Annotated in this window: 9 protein-coding genes and 2 pseudogenes; 10 read left to right on the top strand and 1 reads right to left on the bottom strand. The window is 38.0% G+C overall.

What is annotated here, in order from left to right; translation table 11 throughout:
* Positions 1 to 21: 21 nt before the first annotated feature.
* Positions 22 to 2,523: an outer membrane beta-barrel protein gene (locus tag F0475_RS02615; protein ID WP_008822855.1), complete on the bottom strand. Its 2,502-nt coding sequence runs from the start codon at positions 2,521 to 2,523 to the stop codon at positions 22 to 24.
* 280 nt (positions 2,524 to 2,803) lie between these two features.
* Here F0475_RS02615 and F0475_RS11960 point away from each other — a divergent pair.
* From F0475_RS11960 to F0475_RS02565, 10 genes and pseudogenes are all read left to right on the top strand, one after another.
* Positions 2,804 to 3,061 (top strand): annotated as a pseudogene (locus tag F0475_RS11960) (helicase); the annotation flags it as partial.
* Between the two features lie 513 nt (positions 3,062 to 3,574).
* Positions 3,575 to 3,691: pseudogene (locus F0475_RS12000) on the top strand (3-oxoacyl-ACP synthase); the annotation flags it as partial.
* A gap of 261 nt (positions 3,692 to 3,952) precedes the next feature.
* A complete protein-coding gene (locus F0475_RS02600) occupies positions 3,953 to 5,248 on the top strand; it encodes a hypothetical protein (protein ID WP_155715263.1) in 1,296 nt (431 codons plus the stop codon).
* Positions 5,249 to 5,252: 4 nt separating this feature from the next.
* Positions 5,253 to 5,843, top strand: a complete 591-nt coding sequence (locus F0475_RS02595) for an outer membrane beta-barrel protein (RefSeq protein ID WP_036888140.1) — start codon at positions 5,253 to 5,255, stop codon at positions 5,841 to 5,843.
* Positions 5,844 to 7,062: 1,219 nt separating this feature from the next.
* Positions 7,063 to 7,689 carry a TetR/AcrR family transcriptional regulator gene (locus F0475_RS02590; protein ID WP_006948478.1) on the top strand — a complete coding sequence of 209 codons (627 nt, stop codon included), beginning with the start codon at positions 7,063 to 7,065 and terminating at the stop codon, positions 7,687 to 7,689.
* Between the two features lie 7 nt (positions 7,690 to 7,696).
* Entirely contained in the window at positions 7,697 to 8,836 is a 1,140-nt protein-coding gene (locus tag F0475_RS02585) for a StlD/DarB family beta-ketosynthase (RefSeq protein WP_155715262.1), read from the top strand.
* Between the two features lie 237 nt (positions 8,837 to 9,073).
* Positions 9,074 to 9,292, top strand: a complete 219-nt coding sequence (locus tag F0475_RS02580; protein ID WP_099892039.1) for a hypothetical protein — start codon at positions 9,074 to 9,076, stop codon at positions 9,290 to 9,292.
* 68 nt (positions 9,293 to 9,360) lie between these two features.
* Positions 9,361 to 10,611 (top strand): radical SAM/SPASM domain-containing protein, encoded by a 1,251-nt coding sequence (locus tag F0475_RS02575; RefSeq protein WP_099838891.1) that lies wholly within the window; start codon positions 9,361 to 9,363, stop codon positions 10,609 to 10,611.
* Positions 10,608 to 12,905 (top strand): outer membrane beta-barrel family protein, encoded by a 2,298-nt coding sequence (locus F0475_RS02570; protein WP_155715261.1) that lies wholly within the window; start codon positions 10,608 to 10,610, stop codon positions 12,903 to 12,905. The genes F0475_RS02575 and F0475_RS02570 overlap by 4 nt, the downstream gene beginning before the upstream one ends.
* A gap of 30 nt (positions 12,906 to 12,935) precedes the next feature.
* On the top strand, positions 12,936 to 15,146 hold the full coding sequence (locus F0475_RS02565) for a peptidase domain-containing ABC transporter (RefSeq protein ID WP_155715260.1): 2,211 nt from the start codon (positions 12,936 to 12,938) through the stop codon (positions 15,144 to 15,146).
* The last annotated feature ends 1 nt before the right edge of the window (position 15,147 follow it).

Genomic DNA, 15,147 nt, shown 5'->3' with positions numbered 1-15,147 from the left:
TTATTTTTATTTTTGCAATCCTTATTTATTAGGATTTTGCTGTTTGTGAGAATTTTTATCTGTTTTACTTTTGGTAAGGCTAAAACGGTATCGCAGCGATACGAGGGCATAACTATGTATCTGCGGTCGGAAACTCTCGTGATACCCGTAACCTGAAACGGAACGGTTGAGGTCCCTTCGCCTATTCAGAATGTCGTTCCATTTGAATGAGAGCGTGGCTTGTTTCTTCCTGAGAAAACGCCACGATGCTCCCACGTTCAATAGCCACTGGTCATCATCTGTGGTTGAATAGGTTCCTCGGCGCAGATGACAATTTGCATCGCCCCATATTTCAATGTCGTGGGGAAGTTCTACTGTGCCGCTGATGCCACAGTCGTAGTCAATGGTATTTACATGGGTGTTTGTCAGTAAGTTGTTGGAACGGTAGAGTTGCCAACTGGCGTGTAGGTCAATATTCCCCCATTTCGGCTGGTAGTTCAATCGTAGGCTAACCTCATTACCCGTTGTATGTGTCTTGCTCTTCAAAGCATTACCGTACGTTTGTTCGTGAAAGAGATAGACGTGGTTTTTAAAAGAAGTTCTCATAGTACCAGAGAGCATCAGACGCTTCACTTGTTTCTGCCATTGCAGCATCCCGTCCACAGAATAATTTCCGTTGATATTGACAGTTCTGTATGTCCGTGCGCCAGTATTTGAGTCATACGTTACTTCCTCTGCAAAATCATTGAACGAGTTGTGGTAATTGCCCATAAAGGTAATACCATATTTTCTCTCATTTAATCTGATGGACAGTTGTTGTTGATAGGCTGGCTTCAACTGCGGATTGCCTATCTTCACGGACAGCGGGTTGCTCTTGTCATCAAGTGTCAGCAAAGCCTGTATGGAAGGCTGTTGTGTGTTTCCGTTATAACGCAGTTCAACTTCTATTTTTCCGTTGTTCCACTTTGCGCCGAACTTGGGCTTGTATTCCGTAGCCTTGACTGTATAGTCCACTGTTTCCGAATTGTGTTGCCGGCAGATATTCCTGCGTTGCCATTCTACATCAATGCCACTGTTTATCTTCCATTGCTTACCCTTATAATCCATTCTCAGGGTGAGTTCCTGCCCACATATAGATAGTGTGTTCTCATAACTTAGGCTATCTATGTATGGTCTATTCGGTATAGTATAGTCGTAAGTGTTGCTTGTGTTTCTATCCTCTTCGTGATGCAGTCCGTACCCTGTCTGCAATTTCAACTGTTTGCCAAAAGGATGGGTATATTGCAATGATATTCTGCTTTCGTTGCGCAGGGTGGGCAGTTGTTGGCAAAGATTGCGCAACAGTAGTGAATCTCCGCCCACAGCGTTGCGCAGGTGGTGGAATTTCGTCAGTGAAAGGCTGGTATTATTAGTTTCATTCGAGTTACCGCCAAGTGTCGCCTTCACGGTAAATGATGCCCCAGCCTTGCCAATCCGCCGTGTGAGGTCGGCAGATACATGGTAATTCTTTCCATTGCTTTTTGTGTTATTTCGCAGCGTTCCCGAGGTCAGCGTGTCCGCAGCCGTATTGCGCTCATATAGGTATGTTGTGTTGTCAGTCAGGTTGTCTGACCGTCCGAAGTTTCCATTTGCACTTATATTCAGCAAAGTCTTTTTGTCTATGTTATACTGCAGATTTATGTTTGCGGCATTACTGTGATTCTTGCTCAAGGAAAGCAGCATTGATTCCCGATATTTTGTTCCCGATGAAAGATATTGCTCATCATAGTCATGATTCTCGCTTCCATTGTGGAAGGCATTGAGTGAGAGGCTTGCATTGAGCGTAATTTTCTTACCAAATTTCTTCACGATATTGCCCGACAATATGTTTTGGAAATTGTTTCCCCCAATGTTCATATTACTAAGATTGTCAGAGCGCAAAGTCAGCGAGGTGTTTTCGCCATCGGCATTGAATAGATTGCCCTGTACCTCATCCCTGCGTCTGTCGCGATTGCCGTGTTCAGCCGTTAGTGTTCCTGTCAGGCTGCCATTGTAGGTAGATTTGGTCTTGATGTCCAGCACATAATTGTCGGCACCATCATCTACTCCCGTCATTTTCTCCAATGCGCTGAGCATGTCATACAGTTTCAGTAGTTCCACTGCATCGGTTGGCATATTCTCCAACGCTGCGATAATGTCGTTGCCCATAAAGGTCTCGCCATTGATGTTTACGCCGTTCAATGGCTTTCCTTTGAATGATAGTTGCCTGTTCGCCTTGTCGTATTCCATGCCCGGAATATTCCTGATTAAGTCTTCCAAGTTAGCACCTTTCCTTACTCGAAGGCAATCAGTATTGATAAACGTGGTGTCTTTTCTTATGGAAAACAATTTCCGCTGTCCAATAACTTGAACTTCATCGAGTTCTATCGTTTTATGTAATGAAGAAACATGTTTTCGAGTAGGGTATATAGTATCACCCACAACTAAATTCAAAATAGTAGCATTAGCAGTGGGAAACAGCAGAAGTAGAATGATGAAGATTAAAAGAATTCTTTTGATTATCATTTTGCAAAATTACCATTGTTCATAGATATATGCAATACCTTAAAATGGCGATTTTATAGAATTAGAAATGTCTAAGGTTGATTTTCATTGAAAAAACAACGTAAATACTTTGCTTATATGAATTATATCGCTATCTTTGCAACATCAAACAGAGAGTTCTTTGAGACTTTGCAGAATAAAGAAAGGGAAAGAAACTCGCTCGTTTCTTAGTCGTTCACCTTATCAGATTATATATTCTGCTTTTTATTAGTAATCAGTCGATTACATTCACCCCCATTACTTTTATGCGGAGATTTGCGATTTTCGTACCGCCAAAGACATCGGTATCGACAGACCAGAGAAGAATGAGATACTACACAATATACCGCCAACACCCGAGCAGGAGGTTTTTATCGGCAAGCTGATGGAGTTTGCTAAGAGTGGCGATGCCACAATCTTGGGACGAGCACCTCTGAGTGAGAGCGAGGAAAGGGCAAAGATGCTGATTGCAACAGACTACGCCCGCAAAAGATTCAATAAATTTATATCTTTCAGATAATCAATAGAGTAAGAATGAATAAAGGATAAATGGGTTACGATTTGGAAACGAGCAAGTTTCTTACCCTTTCTTTATTCTGCATTACTTCAAAGAGCACTTAAATTGATAATGCAAAGATAATATTTTCTGATGAAAACAGTGTATTTTTAGAGAAATAAATTGTAGATACACCTTAAAATATTCACATCTAATTCTATTGGCACTTATTTATTCAAGTTTTAGTGTTGTTATTATGCTATCAAAAAGGCTCATAATCAATTATTTTACACTGTAAAGTAAGATAAAGAGAGAAAAATGAAACTTTTTCGGGAAAAATCATCGGAAAAATTTGGCGGATTGAAATAATTTGCATAATATTGCACTTATAAATACGGAACAAACGTTCTGTTTTAATTCTAATATAATGAAATTATGGAAAATCAAACAGATAAAGAAAGTATAAGCAAAAGAGACATTATCTTAATGAATCGTTCAGATTATTTCTGAAAAAAGGCCATGCGGCCGTATCTTTATTATGTGGCGTTGGACGAATTGATACGTACAAAAGAAATAAAACAAGGAGAAAAAATACTTCTTCTTGTGCCAGAGAGTGGAAGGTTCTCGTATGGAACAGTATTTTTATCTATATGATAATTAGGCATTGTACTTATAAAGTCCCTTGCAAGGAATTTATAAAAACAAAAGAGATTGGAATACAAATATTAAATTTATAACTTGCATACATTTAAGAAAATCAAAAACACAAGTTGTAGAACTTGGAAGTTGCAGTTATCTGCAGTGCAGCAATTCCTACCGAGCAATTCGGGAAACTGTATGAAACAATGGATAATGTTTAAAAGAGAGAACAACTAATTCAATCTCTCAATAAAAAAATACTTACTTTTAATAAATATGAAAAAGATATATTTGACTTTCGTTTCTTTGGTGGTATGCTTTTTCTTTTTCAGTTGTCAAAATGATGAAGATTACAGTGTCTTAACCACAACAAGTCCTTCTACAGAGGGTAAGATTAATGAGGAGTTAGAAAATTCTAAAATAGAGAATAATGCTTATAAGTTAGCCTCTATTTTGCATAATGCAATAACCACAAAAGACAATTCTTTTTTAAAGTTATTGCAAAAAGAAACGAAGAAGAAATTTGATGGCGATTATGATTTTCTTGTTTCAAATTTTAGGCAAGGAACAACAAGATCATCTAACGATATCGAAAGATTATACCAATCTCTATTAGTTCCACAAAACATTGACAAATCTCTATACTCAAGAGCGCATAGGGCAGTTACCCAATCTTTCTTAGACAACTTGCTTGATTCCATCTCTAAATCGGAGCCATTATTAAATATATATATGCCAGATTGGGGCGATTTGTCTCAATATGATGACTTCCTTATAGTTATTTCTCCAAAAGAAGTTAATGAACATGAAGAATACACCTTAAAAGCATATAATATGAAAGGTGATACCATTCTTCTTAGTTCTAAAAAAGAACCAGACTTGCCATACTTAGTGATTGGCTATAATGAACGCGTAAACGTCAAGACTAAAATGGAAAATAGTTCTTCTACATTTTTAAGAACACCATATTACTCATATGAGTTAAAAACAGAGGGACTAATATCTTCAGAATCCTTACAAATTACGAATAACAATAATGCAAAATTAGAAAATACAAATGCTTCGATCAGAAAAAGAAGTATTATTGATAGAAAAAGTTTTGAAACCATTAAAAAAGCTCGCTTTTTATCTAAATCTGCACTGCAGAATGTTGAAGGTTGGTCAAGAGGAGCACCTGAAATGTTTTGCAAAGTTTATTATAAAAAGTTAGGCTCTCTTTTTGATTTTATCGTAGGAGAAGTTTCTGTATTTCCTATTAATTTGGGTGAAGATGGATGGTATTCAGGAAGTCGTAGTTGGTTGAAATTTAACCCGTGGAAAGTAGTTGAAAATAATGGAAATTGGAGAGTTTTTAATTGGGCGCGTACAGCTTTAATGACAAAAATGGCATATCTTTTTTACGAAGATGATGGTGAGGCTAAGGTAACAGTTTCTGCTTTTGGAAAAGAAGTAGAAGCCACTGTCTCATCAGGCGATTTGGTTGGAAGTTCGTGGGTATACTTCTCAGATCCGTTGAACAAGTCGTATAAGATTTCAAACAGTTTTGAATTTACAATAGATCAAGAAATGTAGAAATATGAAAAGGATTACAATTATTTTATTTTCGCTAATTTTGACTTTGCCTATAGCAGCCCAAAAGAAAACATTGGAATTAGGCATGTATGGAGGTTTGCAAACCTATACAAAAATCGGCAATCCATACGAAAACTCATTCAGTTCGGGCTTTGGCATCGGTTTTCTATCCAAGTATTATATCAGCAATCGTCTTTTTTGGACTACCGACTTATTCGGAGCTACCGATGATGGTACAGAATTGAAATTGACGAATATTCCTGAAGGTAATCGGATTTTATCTATGTCTCGTAAAGACTATTCAATAAGTACGGGGTTCGGTTTTAATGTTATATCAACAAAACTGTTCAACTACTATTTGCAATTGTGTGGTGGTATTGGCATTATTGATGGAAGCTACGAACACTTTACGCCTAACAACGGCACAGAACGTATAGATATAAAACATACGTCTTATATTATCTCCCCTTCTACTGGAATAGACTTTATAGTTGCTAATCATTGGAAGATAGGAGCAGGATATACCTTCCGATATTTGGGAGATTTTGATGGAAGCCATTCCCTTTTTGCACGTATTACCTATGTTTTTGATTAGGATGCTAAAGATTTGAAAAATAAGGAGGTTAATAAAAAGGGAGGGTGTGTCAAAATGCACATTAATAACTTGAAAACTTTCAATCTATAAGTAGGGCTCTTCTAAAGGCAAAGAAAAGACCATTTCTTTACTCAAAATCGAGTACAGAAATGGTCATTTTTTATTTATTGTTGTCCGGTAAAAGTTTGGTTCTTCCGTTAAATGTGTAGATTGTTAATAGAATGAGATTAATCCACATACATGGTAAGCTTACCTCCAATAAGATTGTTTTATAAGGAGGGGGTAAACTATACGATAAATGTAATTAGGTGTGATGTCTATCTGTCGTCTATAACCTGCTTATTCCCTTATTAAACCATGTTTGTAAACTATTTTTGTACAGCTTGGCTTCTAAAAGACGCCCTTTTGGCTTGCAAAAGATGCTCTTTAAGACCCTTGCTAACGCCCTTTTGAAGTCCAATTAGGCACCTTTTACTTTATACTTGGTAACTAATTGATACCCTGTTGATTGCAAACCTGCTTCATGTGTGTATTTTGCCGTTCGTTATAGGTGTTTTCTTTGATATTATGTAATGGTTTTTCAAATCCTTGTCTGCAGATTTCGAAGTCTTAAAACGAAAAGATTTTCAATGAAAGAGGATGAAAATAGGATAGATAGTTGACAGTCTCAGCTATATTTTTGTTTAATGAGTAACTTTGGCTCTTACGTTAAAGCACTACGAAAAGCGTCCACACATTTAACGGAAGAACCAAAAGTTTTCCCTCCGCATAAAAAGTAATAGAAGTGGATGTAATCTGCTGATTATAAATGGAAAACATAATATAGAATAATAAAAGCCGAACGAGTTAGAAACGAGTGAGTTTCTTTCCCTTTCTTTATTCTGCAGCGCCCCAAAGAACACTTAAATTGATAATGCAAAGATAATATTTTCTGATGAAAGCAGTGTGTTTTTACGGAAATAAATTGTAGGAGCACTTAAAATCATTACCAACTAATTTTAATGGAAGTAATTTGTCAGATTTTTTTAGCCTTATTGCCTAATCAGCAAAAATGAATAGAAACAACTATTTTTCTATTGCAAAATGCAAAAAAAGAGAGAAATGAAACTTTTTGAAGAAAAATTCCCCGAAATATTTGGCGGATTGAAATAATTTGCATAATATTGCACTTATAAACACAGAACAAACGTTCTGTTTTGAATTTAGCAACTATGAAATAATGGAAAAACAAATAGATAAAGAAAGCATAAGCAAAAGGGACATTATCCTTAATGAATCGTTCAGGCTGTTTCTGAAAAAAGGTTATGCAGCAGTATCATTTTCGGATTTAGTGGAAGCTACCGGCATTTCTCGTGGCAATATGTTTCATCACTTCAAGAATAAGGAGGATATATTCAATCATGCCGTTGATAGGTTTGTATTTGAATTCTTGACAAATGATGCTACAGACTTTCTTGAACTTACAAGCTCTACACCATTAAAGGACTTTATTGATAATCGTGTAGAAAACATCGGTCGCCGTATGAAATCATTTTTTATAATGACAAAAGGCACAGTCACTCCTGCCAATTTCATGTCATTTATCTTGTATCTGAAAGACAACTATCCGGATTGGAAAGAGAAGTTTCAAGAATACGAGAAAAGAAAGAGCCTTGAGTGGAAAGAGGTGATAGAGCTTGCCAAACAGAAAGGAGAGATTACTCAAACTGTGGAAACAGAAAAGATTATATCTTCCATTAGAAATATATATCTTGGATTGTCATACAGAAGTGCATTGAGCAGCCAACTTTCTATTTCCGAATTGAAAGAGCAAATATACACAATATACTATTTAATAACCAAATAATATTCCTATGGAAAAAGCAGCATATATCAATAGCGTATCGGCATATCTTCCTAATTCTCCCATCGCCAATGAGGATATGGAAGACTATATCGGAAAAATTGGTGGAAATCCGTCAAGGGTTCGTTCCATTGTCCTTAGACAAAATGGCATCAAAACGAGATATTACGGGTTGGACAAAAATCAAAGCCTAACACACTCGAATGCAGAATTGGCAAAAGAAGCCGTATGTGGGCTGTTTGAAAATGGAAATATTCCTGACGACTTGACCCTTTTGGCTTGTGGGACAAGCACACCCGATCAATTGCTTCCTTCCCATGCGTCTATGGTTCATGGAGAATTAGCCAACTATCCTATGGAAATATTTTCCTCTGCAGGTGTATGCCTTACCTCATTGCAGGCATTGAAAATATGCTATAGCAATATTCTTGCAGGACTGCATCAAAAAGCTGTATGCGTGGCATCAGAATTAACTTCACCTGCATTGGTATCCAAATTTTATGACCCTGAGTATGAAGCTACACATGACAATCCTGACAAAGACCCTTATATGGCTTTTGAGAAGGATTTTATGCGATTTATGCTTTCTGATGGTGCAGGAGCGGTATTGGTGCAAGATCATCCCGAAGGAATATGTCCTCTCAAAATCGAATGGGTTGATATGATTTCCTATGCCAACGAACTACCGACCTGTATGTTTATGGCATCAGAGTTGCAAGAAAACGGACGACTCAAAAGCTGGAAAGAGTTCTCTCCTGATGAGATTAAGGAGCGTGCCGTACTTGTGGGCAAACAGGACATTCGGCAGCTAAAGAAATACATTATCAAGTATTGGGTTGACCATATCGAAACCGTACTTGCCAAACATCATGTAAAAGCAGAAGAGATAGATTATGTCATACCTCATGTATCATCAATGTTTTTCTATGAGAAATTAAATGATGAAATAGCTACTCGTAATATTGCTCTGACAAAAGAGAAATGGTTTACAAATCTGACTTCTGTCGGCAACATCGGTTCAGCAGCCATTTATGTCGGATTGGAAGAACTCATAAGGACAAAGGAAATAAAGCAAGGGGACAAGATACTTCTCCTTGTACCCGAGAGTGGAAGGTTCTCATATGGAACGGTATTGCTTACTGCTGACTAAGTAGAAACTAACTTATTGCTCTCTTGCAAGGACGTAATAAGGTTTTGTATGAGAAGTATTAGTAAGTAAATCAAAAAACGCAATCAGAGATTTAAAACACAAACTTAGTCGTTTGGAAGCTGTAAAATTGATTACAGTGCAGCAATTTCCTTACCGACTTTATCGGAAAGCTGTATGAAATAAAGGACGCGGATTCAAAAGGCGACACGAGTAGAAAAACATAATTAAAAGGAAATTATGAACGATTTAAAAATCTTAAACCGTGGGCGAACAGATTTATTAAACCCCATGAGTGATGAAGAGATGAACTTCCTTACTGGAGGTGTCGATTCTCAGGTAGAAGTTTCTTGCAAAAAAGGCTATACTTCTATGGAATGTAAATGTGGTTATCAAGGCCCTGCTTTTTTAACAGATGGATCTGAGGATTCGGAAGCATCAGTAACTCTATCCCCATAATTTATTAACTATGGAAAGGTGTGGGATTGAGTCAACTACACCTTTCCATTATAATTTAGATATTATCAATGGAATTTTCTAAATATAATATTTACGCAAAGAGAGATGGAAAAGTTTCCATTTTCAACACTTTCACAAGTGCATTAGTACAACTTGATAATGACATCTTTAATGGTTTATTCACAATAGAAAATAATTCAGATATAATTAAGCAATTAATTGATATGGGAATTATTATAAATGAAAGAAAAGAAGAAATACAAAAATATAAATACATTCAGTATTCCAAAATGTTTCGTAATAATCGAATAGTGCTTTATATCTGTCCAACAATGAACTGCAACTTCTCATGTTCTTATTGCTTTGAAGCTGGAAATAAAAGAAAAATTAACATGACAGAAGATGTGGAAGATGCGATTATCCGCTTCTTAGTGAAAAACAAAGAGAAAAAGATTTCTATAATTTGGTTTGGAGGAGAGCCATTATTGAATATAAGGACTATAGAAAATATTACCAAAAAATTAGAAATGGAGCATGTTAACTATTCATCATCAATGATTACTAATGGTAGTTTATTGAATAGCCATGCTATTGATATTCTCAAAAAAATATCTATAGAGTTCATTCAGATTTCAATGGATGGAACAAAAACAATACATGATAGCAGAAGATATTTTCATTCAGGGAAAGGCTCATTTAATATTATAATTTCAGGCATCAAACGATTGTTATCTGAGACTTCCATTCCCATAACCATACAGGTAGCGATTGATAAGACAAACTTCCAAGAGTATGAGAAATTATTAGTTTTCTTTAATCAAGAATTCCCTTCTCAAATGAAGAAAAAAAGAATACAATTAAATTACAATATAGTGAAAGACCGTACTAATTTTGATACACAAGGTTCTTGTATGAATCATCAAGATTATTTTGATTACTTAATGCGGATTGATGAACTAAAAATTAATAACAAAAGAAACTTATTCCTCCCTGATATTGCTTCCCCCTGTATGTATAACTCTGTAGGAACATATGCAATAACGCCAGATGGAGAAATTTTCAAATGTATAGAACATGTCGGGAATAAAAATAAATCCATAGGAAATATTATAAAAGAAAGTATATCACTGGAAAGATTGTCTTCTTGTTTTTTCACGGCCAATCATCTTGAAAATTCTGAATGTATTGACTGTCCCGTCTTACCTGTTTGTGGAGGAGGCTGTCCTCTTGATAGAGAAATTGACCAAGGTGTAAACAAGGTAGCCTGCTCTTTTTATAAAACACATATTGACAAGATTTTATCTCAGATGAAGTTATGAAGAAAGAACTTTTTCTAATAATCCTAAGTTTATTATTGAACTTGTCTCTCAATGCACAGGAGATACGAGGACAAGTGTCTAATGAGCGTGGCGAGATGGTTGCTTATGCCAATGTCGTCCTGCTGACAAAATCAGACAGTACTTTTATTTCAGGAGCAGTAACAGCTGATGATGGGCATTTTCTGCTGTCGAATCCGAAGAAATTGTCTTTGGATGACTGTCTTATCAAGATAAGCAGTATTGGCTACAAAAACATATATTTGACTCCTCGTGTGGATATGGGAACCATTATACTCATTGAAGAGACACAACAACTGAATGAAGTGGTAGTGTCCGGGAAACGTCCTGTCATTCAAATGAATCGAGGGAAAATGCAAGTCAATGTGCAGCACACCTTGTTGGCACGAACAGGAGATGCCATTCAGGTTCTGTCCATGATGCCTTTTGTCAGCCGTACGACGGAAGGTATCTCTGTCTTTGGCAGAGGAACACCCCTGATTTATATAGATAACATCAAGATCAACGATGTAGGTGAGTTGCAAAAACTTTCCAGTGATGAGGTAAAAAATGTTGAAATCAATCTTCATCCAGGTACGGACTATGGAAACAACGTAAAAGCAGTCATCAACATAAGGACTATCCGGAAAGGTGAAGGCTTGAGCGTCAATCTTACAGCATGCGAAACTCTGGTAAAACATTTCAATCATTTAGAGTTTGGAAAGTTGAACTATCGCTTGAGAAATTGGGATTTTTTCGGTGGTATGGACTTCCGATATGATAGCAAAGAAAGTTCGACAGGAAATTTGATTGATTTTGACCATAACAGTAACGCCATCAATGTAGACCAATCGTTCAACAATAATATTAGAAACAAGTCATTCAATGTAAGCTCGGGGTTCAACTTTTCCAACAATGGGAAAAATGACTTTGGCATGAAATACAACTTTTCCCGGACACCATCCAACAGAGATGAAATGAGCGGAACCAGCATATATTCAGTGAATAATGCCACAAAATATTCGGAAGATGTCATGCTGCTGGGAAAAAATGAAAAAACAAATCATGCACTGAATGCCTATTACATCACCTCCTGGGGGAAAGGTAATAGATTGACTATGAATGTTGATTATATGCAAGGGAAAGCACTTTCTCAATACGAAACCTCCTGGACACAGAAAAAAGATGTGGATTCCAAAAATAAATCCGATTATCACCTATATACAGGCAAGGCTGAAATCCTTAATCCATTGTGGGGTGGAGAGCTACATTATGGTTTGGAATTTTCTTTCACGAAAAACAAATATTCATATCATGCAAACAAAACGAGCAATACAGCTTTAAATGAAAGCGAAGATGAAAACTGCCAAAGATTGTGGGGGCTCTTTTCTTCACTGTCGAAGACTTTCGGGCATTTTTCCATAGAAGCGGGAGGGCGCATAGAAATTGTCAATTATCAATACTTTCATAATGAAAAGCTCAATGAGGAGGTTAGTAAAGACTATAAGAAAATTTTACCCTACTTGCAGATAGATTATGACAAGAATGCTGTCTCCATGTCATTGAGTTACACGACCTCCATTCATCGCCCCTCTTATGGGCAATTAAACAGCAGCACTGTATATGTGGACAAATATACCTATCAACGAGGCAACCCACTGCTGCTGTCGGCCAATGACTATATTCTGGATTACGTGTTTTCGTGGAAAGGTCTGATGATTGATATAACACATACTTGGTATAAGAACAGTCTCATGCGAACAACCAAGAAGTTAGAGAGTACTTCTGCGATGTTGTTTACGACAGAAAACATTCCACATTATCGGGAATGGAGCGCGACGGTGAGTTATTCATCAACGATAAAATTCTGGCGTCCTAAAATTGAAATGAGTGTATTCAAGCAAACTTTTACGTATCATGGCAGAAACTACAATAAACCCTATTTCAGTTATGAACTTGATAATCTCTTCCGCCTCTCGAAACACGTCAATCTTTCGTTCGACATATGGGGAACGGCAGCAGGCAATCTCTATTTGTCTGATTTCAAACCCTCTTTCCGTACCGACATCGGTCTGAATGCCTCTTTGCTAAAAAACAAGTTGGCGGTGTGGATTAAGATTTCAGATTTATTCAATACCGACAAGGAGCGATGGAGCAGCCACATCAATGATGTCTATTACTCAAAAAACAGAAAACTTGATACACGGGGTGTAATGCTACAGTTGCGCTATTCATTTAACCCACAGCGCAGCAAATATAAAGGAAGAGCAACAAGTAGCGAAATCATACGATTATAAAAGTAACAAGTTATTATTGTATTCATCATTATGATATATATTAAACAACAAGATGCAATGGATTGCGGTCCCTCTTGTTTGGCGATAATAGCCAAACATTATGGTCGGAAAGTTGAAAGGGAACAATTACGGGAAATCTGTTCCTTAGGCAAAGACGGAGTGTCTTTGTTAGGTATTAGCAAGGCAGCAGAAACCATCGGCTTCAAGACTATTGGAGGACGTTTGAGTTTTGAAATGCTATCCCAAGAGGCTCCGATGCCTTGTATCGTCCATTGGAATCAGAATCATTTTGTTGTTGTCTATAAGATAAAAAAGCATCGCAAGGGTAGATATTCGGTCTATGTAGCAGACCCAGGCAAAGGACTTGTAACCTATACGAAAGAGGAATTCTGCGAGCATTGGGTAAGCACCAAGACTGGTGGTGAAGAAAAAGGCATAGCCCTGCTCCTTGAGCCAACGGAGCAATTCTACGCTCAAAAGAGTGAGGAGACAATCCCCACGCAAAACCGAGTAAAGTTTCTTTGGAACTACCTAAAGAAGTACAAGCGTTTCTTTACGCAGTTGATACTCGGCTTGTTGCTCGGCTCGCTCCTGCAGCTTATCTTTCCTTTCTTGACACAAGCTATAGTAGATACGGGTATCGGAGGAAAGGACATCGGCTTTGTGTGGTTAGTGCTGTTGGCGGAGACGATGCTCCTCTTCAGCCGTACTGCCATCGACTTTATCCGCTCCAAAATACTCCTGCACATCTCCACACGTATCAACATCTCGCTCATATCGGATTTCTTCATCAAATTGATGAAACTGCCGATGAAGTTCTTCGACACCAAATTGATGGGCGACCTTTTGCAACGCATTGAAGATCATCGCCGTGTGGAGCAGTTCCTTACCTCAAGCAGTCTAAGTCTGCTCTTCTCTTTCTTCACATTTCTGGTCTTCGGTGTCGTCCTTGCTATCTATAATCTCGGCATCTTCCTTGTCTTCTTGTTTGGGACATCGCTTTACGCAGGCTGGATTATCCTCTTTCTAAAAAAACGCAGACAGCTGGACTATAAGTATTTCGAGCAGGCTGGTCGTAACCGCAACGTTACCTACCAACTCATAGGCGGTATGCAGGAAATCAAGTTGCAAGGGTGTGAGCAGCGAAAACGCTGGGAGTGGGAGGATGTGCAAGCCGATTTATTCAAAGTTAATCTGCAATCACTCAATCTTCAGCAAGTACAACAAGCCGGAAGCATTACCATCAACGAGGTAAAAAACATACTTATCACGGTACTTGCTGCCACTGCCGTGATACATGGCAGTATGACACTTGGTATGATGCTGGCAGTACAGTACATCATCGGGCAACTCAACAGCCCCGTAGAACAACTCATCCAGTTCATCTACTCATGGCAAGACGTGAGCATCAGCCTTGACCGCATGAACGAAATCCATACCGAAACCAACGAAGAAAATGCGGAAAAGACACAAAATGCCTATACGGACGAAACAGCCGAGGGACATTCCCTCACGATAAAAGACCTATCCTTTAAATACGACATCTACAGTCCGAAAAATATTCTGTCGAATATCAATCTTTCTATTCCCAACGGTAAGGTAACGGCAATCGTGGGAGCGAGCGGAAGTGGAAAGACCACGCTCGTAAAACTCCTTTTGGGTTTCTATGAGCCACGGAATGGAAACATCGAGATAGGCAATGCCAATCTAAATGAATACAATCTCGGTTGGTGGCGCAGTCAATGCGGTGCGGTGATGCAGGAGGGGTATCTGTTCTCCGATACCATAGCGAGAAATATCGCCATATCTGATGATGAGCCCGACATCGAACGTATCCGTCATGCTGCCCGTGTAGCAAACATAGCCGACTATATAGAAGCCCTGCCTTTGGCTTACAACACGATGATAGGACAAGACGGACAGGGCATCAGTCAGGGGCAACGGCAACGCATACTTATTGCGAGAGTAGTCTATAAGAATCCGATGTTCGTATTCTTGGACGAAGCCACCAATGCCCTCGATGCCAACAATGAACGAGCCATTACTGAAAACCTCTCGGAGTTCTACAAGGGAAAAACAGTTGTAGTAGTGGCACACCGCCTTTCCACTGTTCGCGATGCCGACCAAATTGTAGTTTTGGATGAAGGTAAAATTGTAGAGGTAGGTACACACGAGGAACTGACTGCTAAACGTGGTAAATATTTTGCCTTAGTAAAGAATCAATTAGAATTGGGTAACTGAT

Source organism: Prevotella vespertina (genome assembly GCF_009728485.1).
Lineage (GTDB): Bacteria > Bacteroidota > Bacteroidia > Bacteroidales > Bacteroidaceae > Prevotella > Prevotella vespertina.
Note: the sequence above shows the minus strand (reverse complement) of the source record. Positions and strands in the feature narration are given on the sequence as shown.

Bases quoted from the DNA above. Each gene is read 5' to 3' on its own strand.
- F0475_RS02570 (WP_155715261.1), top strand. From the start codon at position 10,608: ATGAAGAAAGAACTTTTTCTAATAATCCTAAGTTTATTATTGAACTTG.
- F0475_RS02585 (WP_155715262.1), top strand. From the start codon at position 7,697: ATGGAAAAAGCAGCATATATCAATAGCGTATCGGCATATCTTCCTAAT.
- F0475_RS02615 (WP_008822855.1), bottom strand. From the start codon at position 2,523: ATGATAATCAAAAGAATTCTTTTAATCTTCATCATTCTACTTCTGCTG.
- F0475_RS02595 (WP_036888140.1), top strand. From the start codon at position 5,253: ATGAAAAGGATTACAATTATTTTATTTTCGCTAATTTTGACTTTGCCT.
- F0475_RS02590 (WP_006948478.1), top strand. From the start codon at position 7,063: ATGGAAAAACAAATAGATAAAGAAAGCATAAGCAAAAGGGACATTATC.
- F0475_RS02580 (WP_099892039.1), top strand. From the start codon at position 9,074: ATGAACGATTTAAAAATCTTAAACCGTGGGCGAACAGATTTATTAAAC.
- F0475_RS02600 (WP_155715263.1), top strand. From the start codon at position 3,953: ATGAAAAAGATATATTTGACTTTCGTTTCTTTGGTGGTATGCTTTTTC.
- F0475_RS02565 (WP_155715260.1), top strand. From the start codon at position 12,936: ATGATATATATTAAACAACAAGATGCAATGGATTGCGGTCCCTCTTGT.
- F0475_RS02575 (WP_099838891.1), top strand. From the start codon at position 9,361: ATGGAATTTTCTAAATATAATATTTACGCAAAGAGAGATGGAAAAGTT.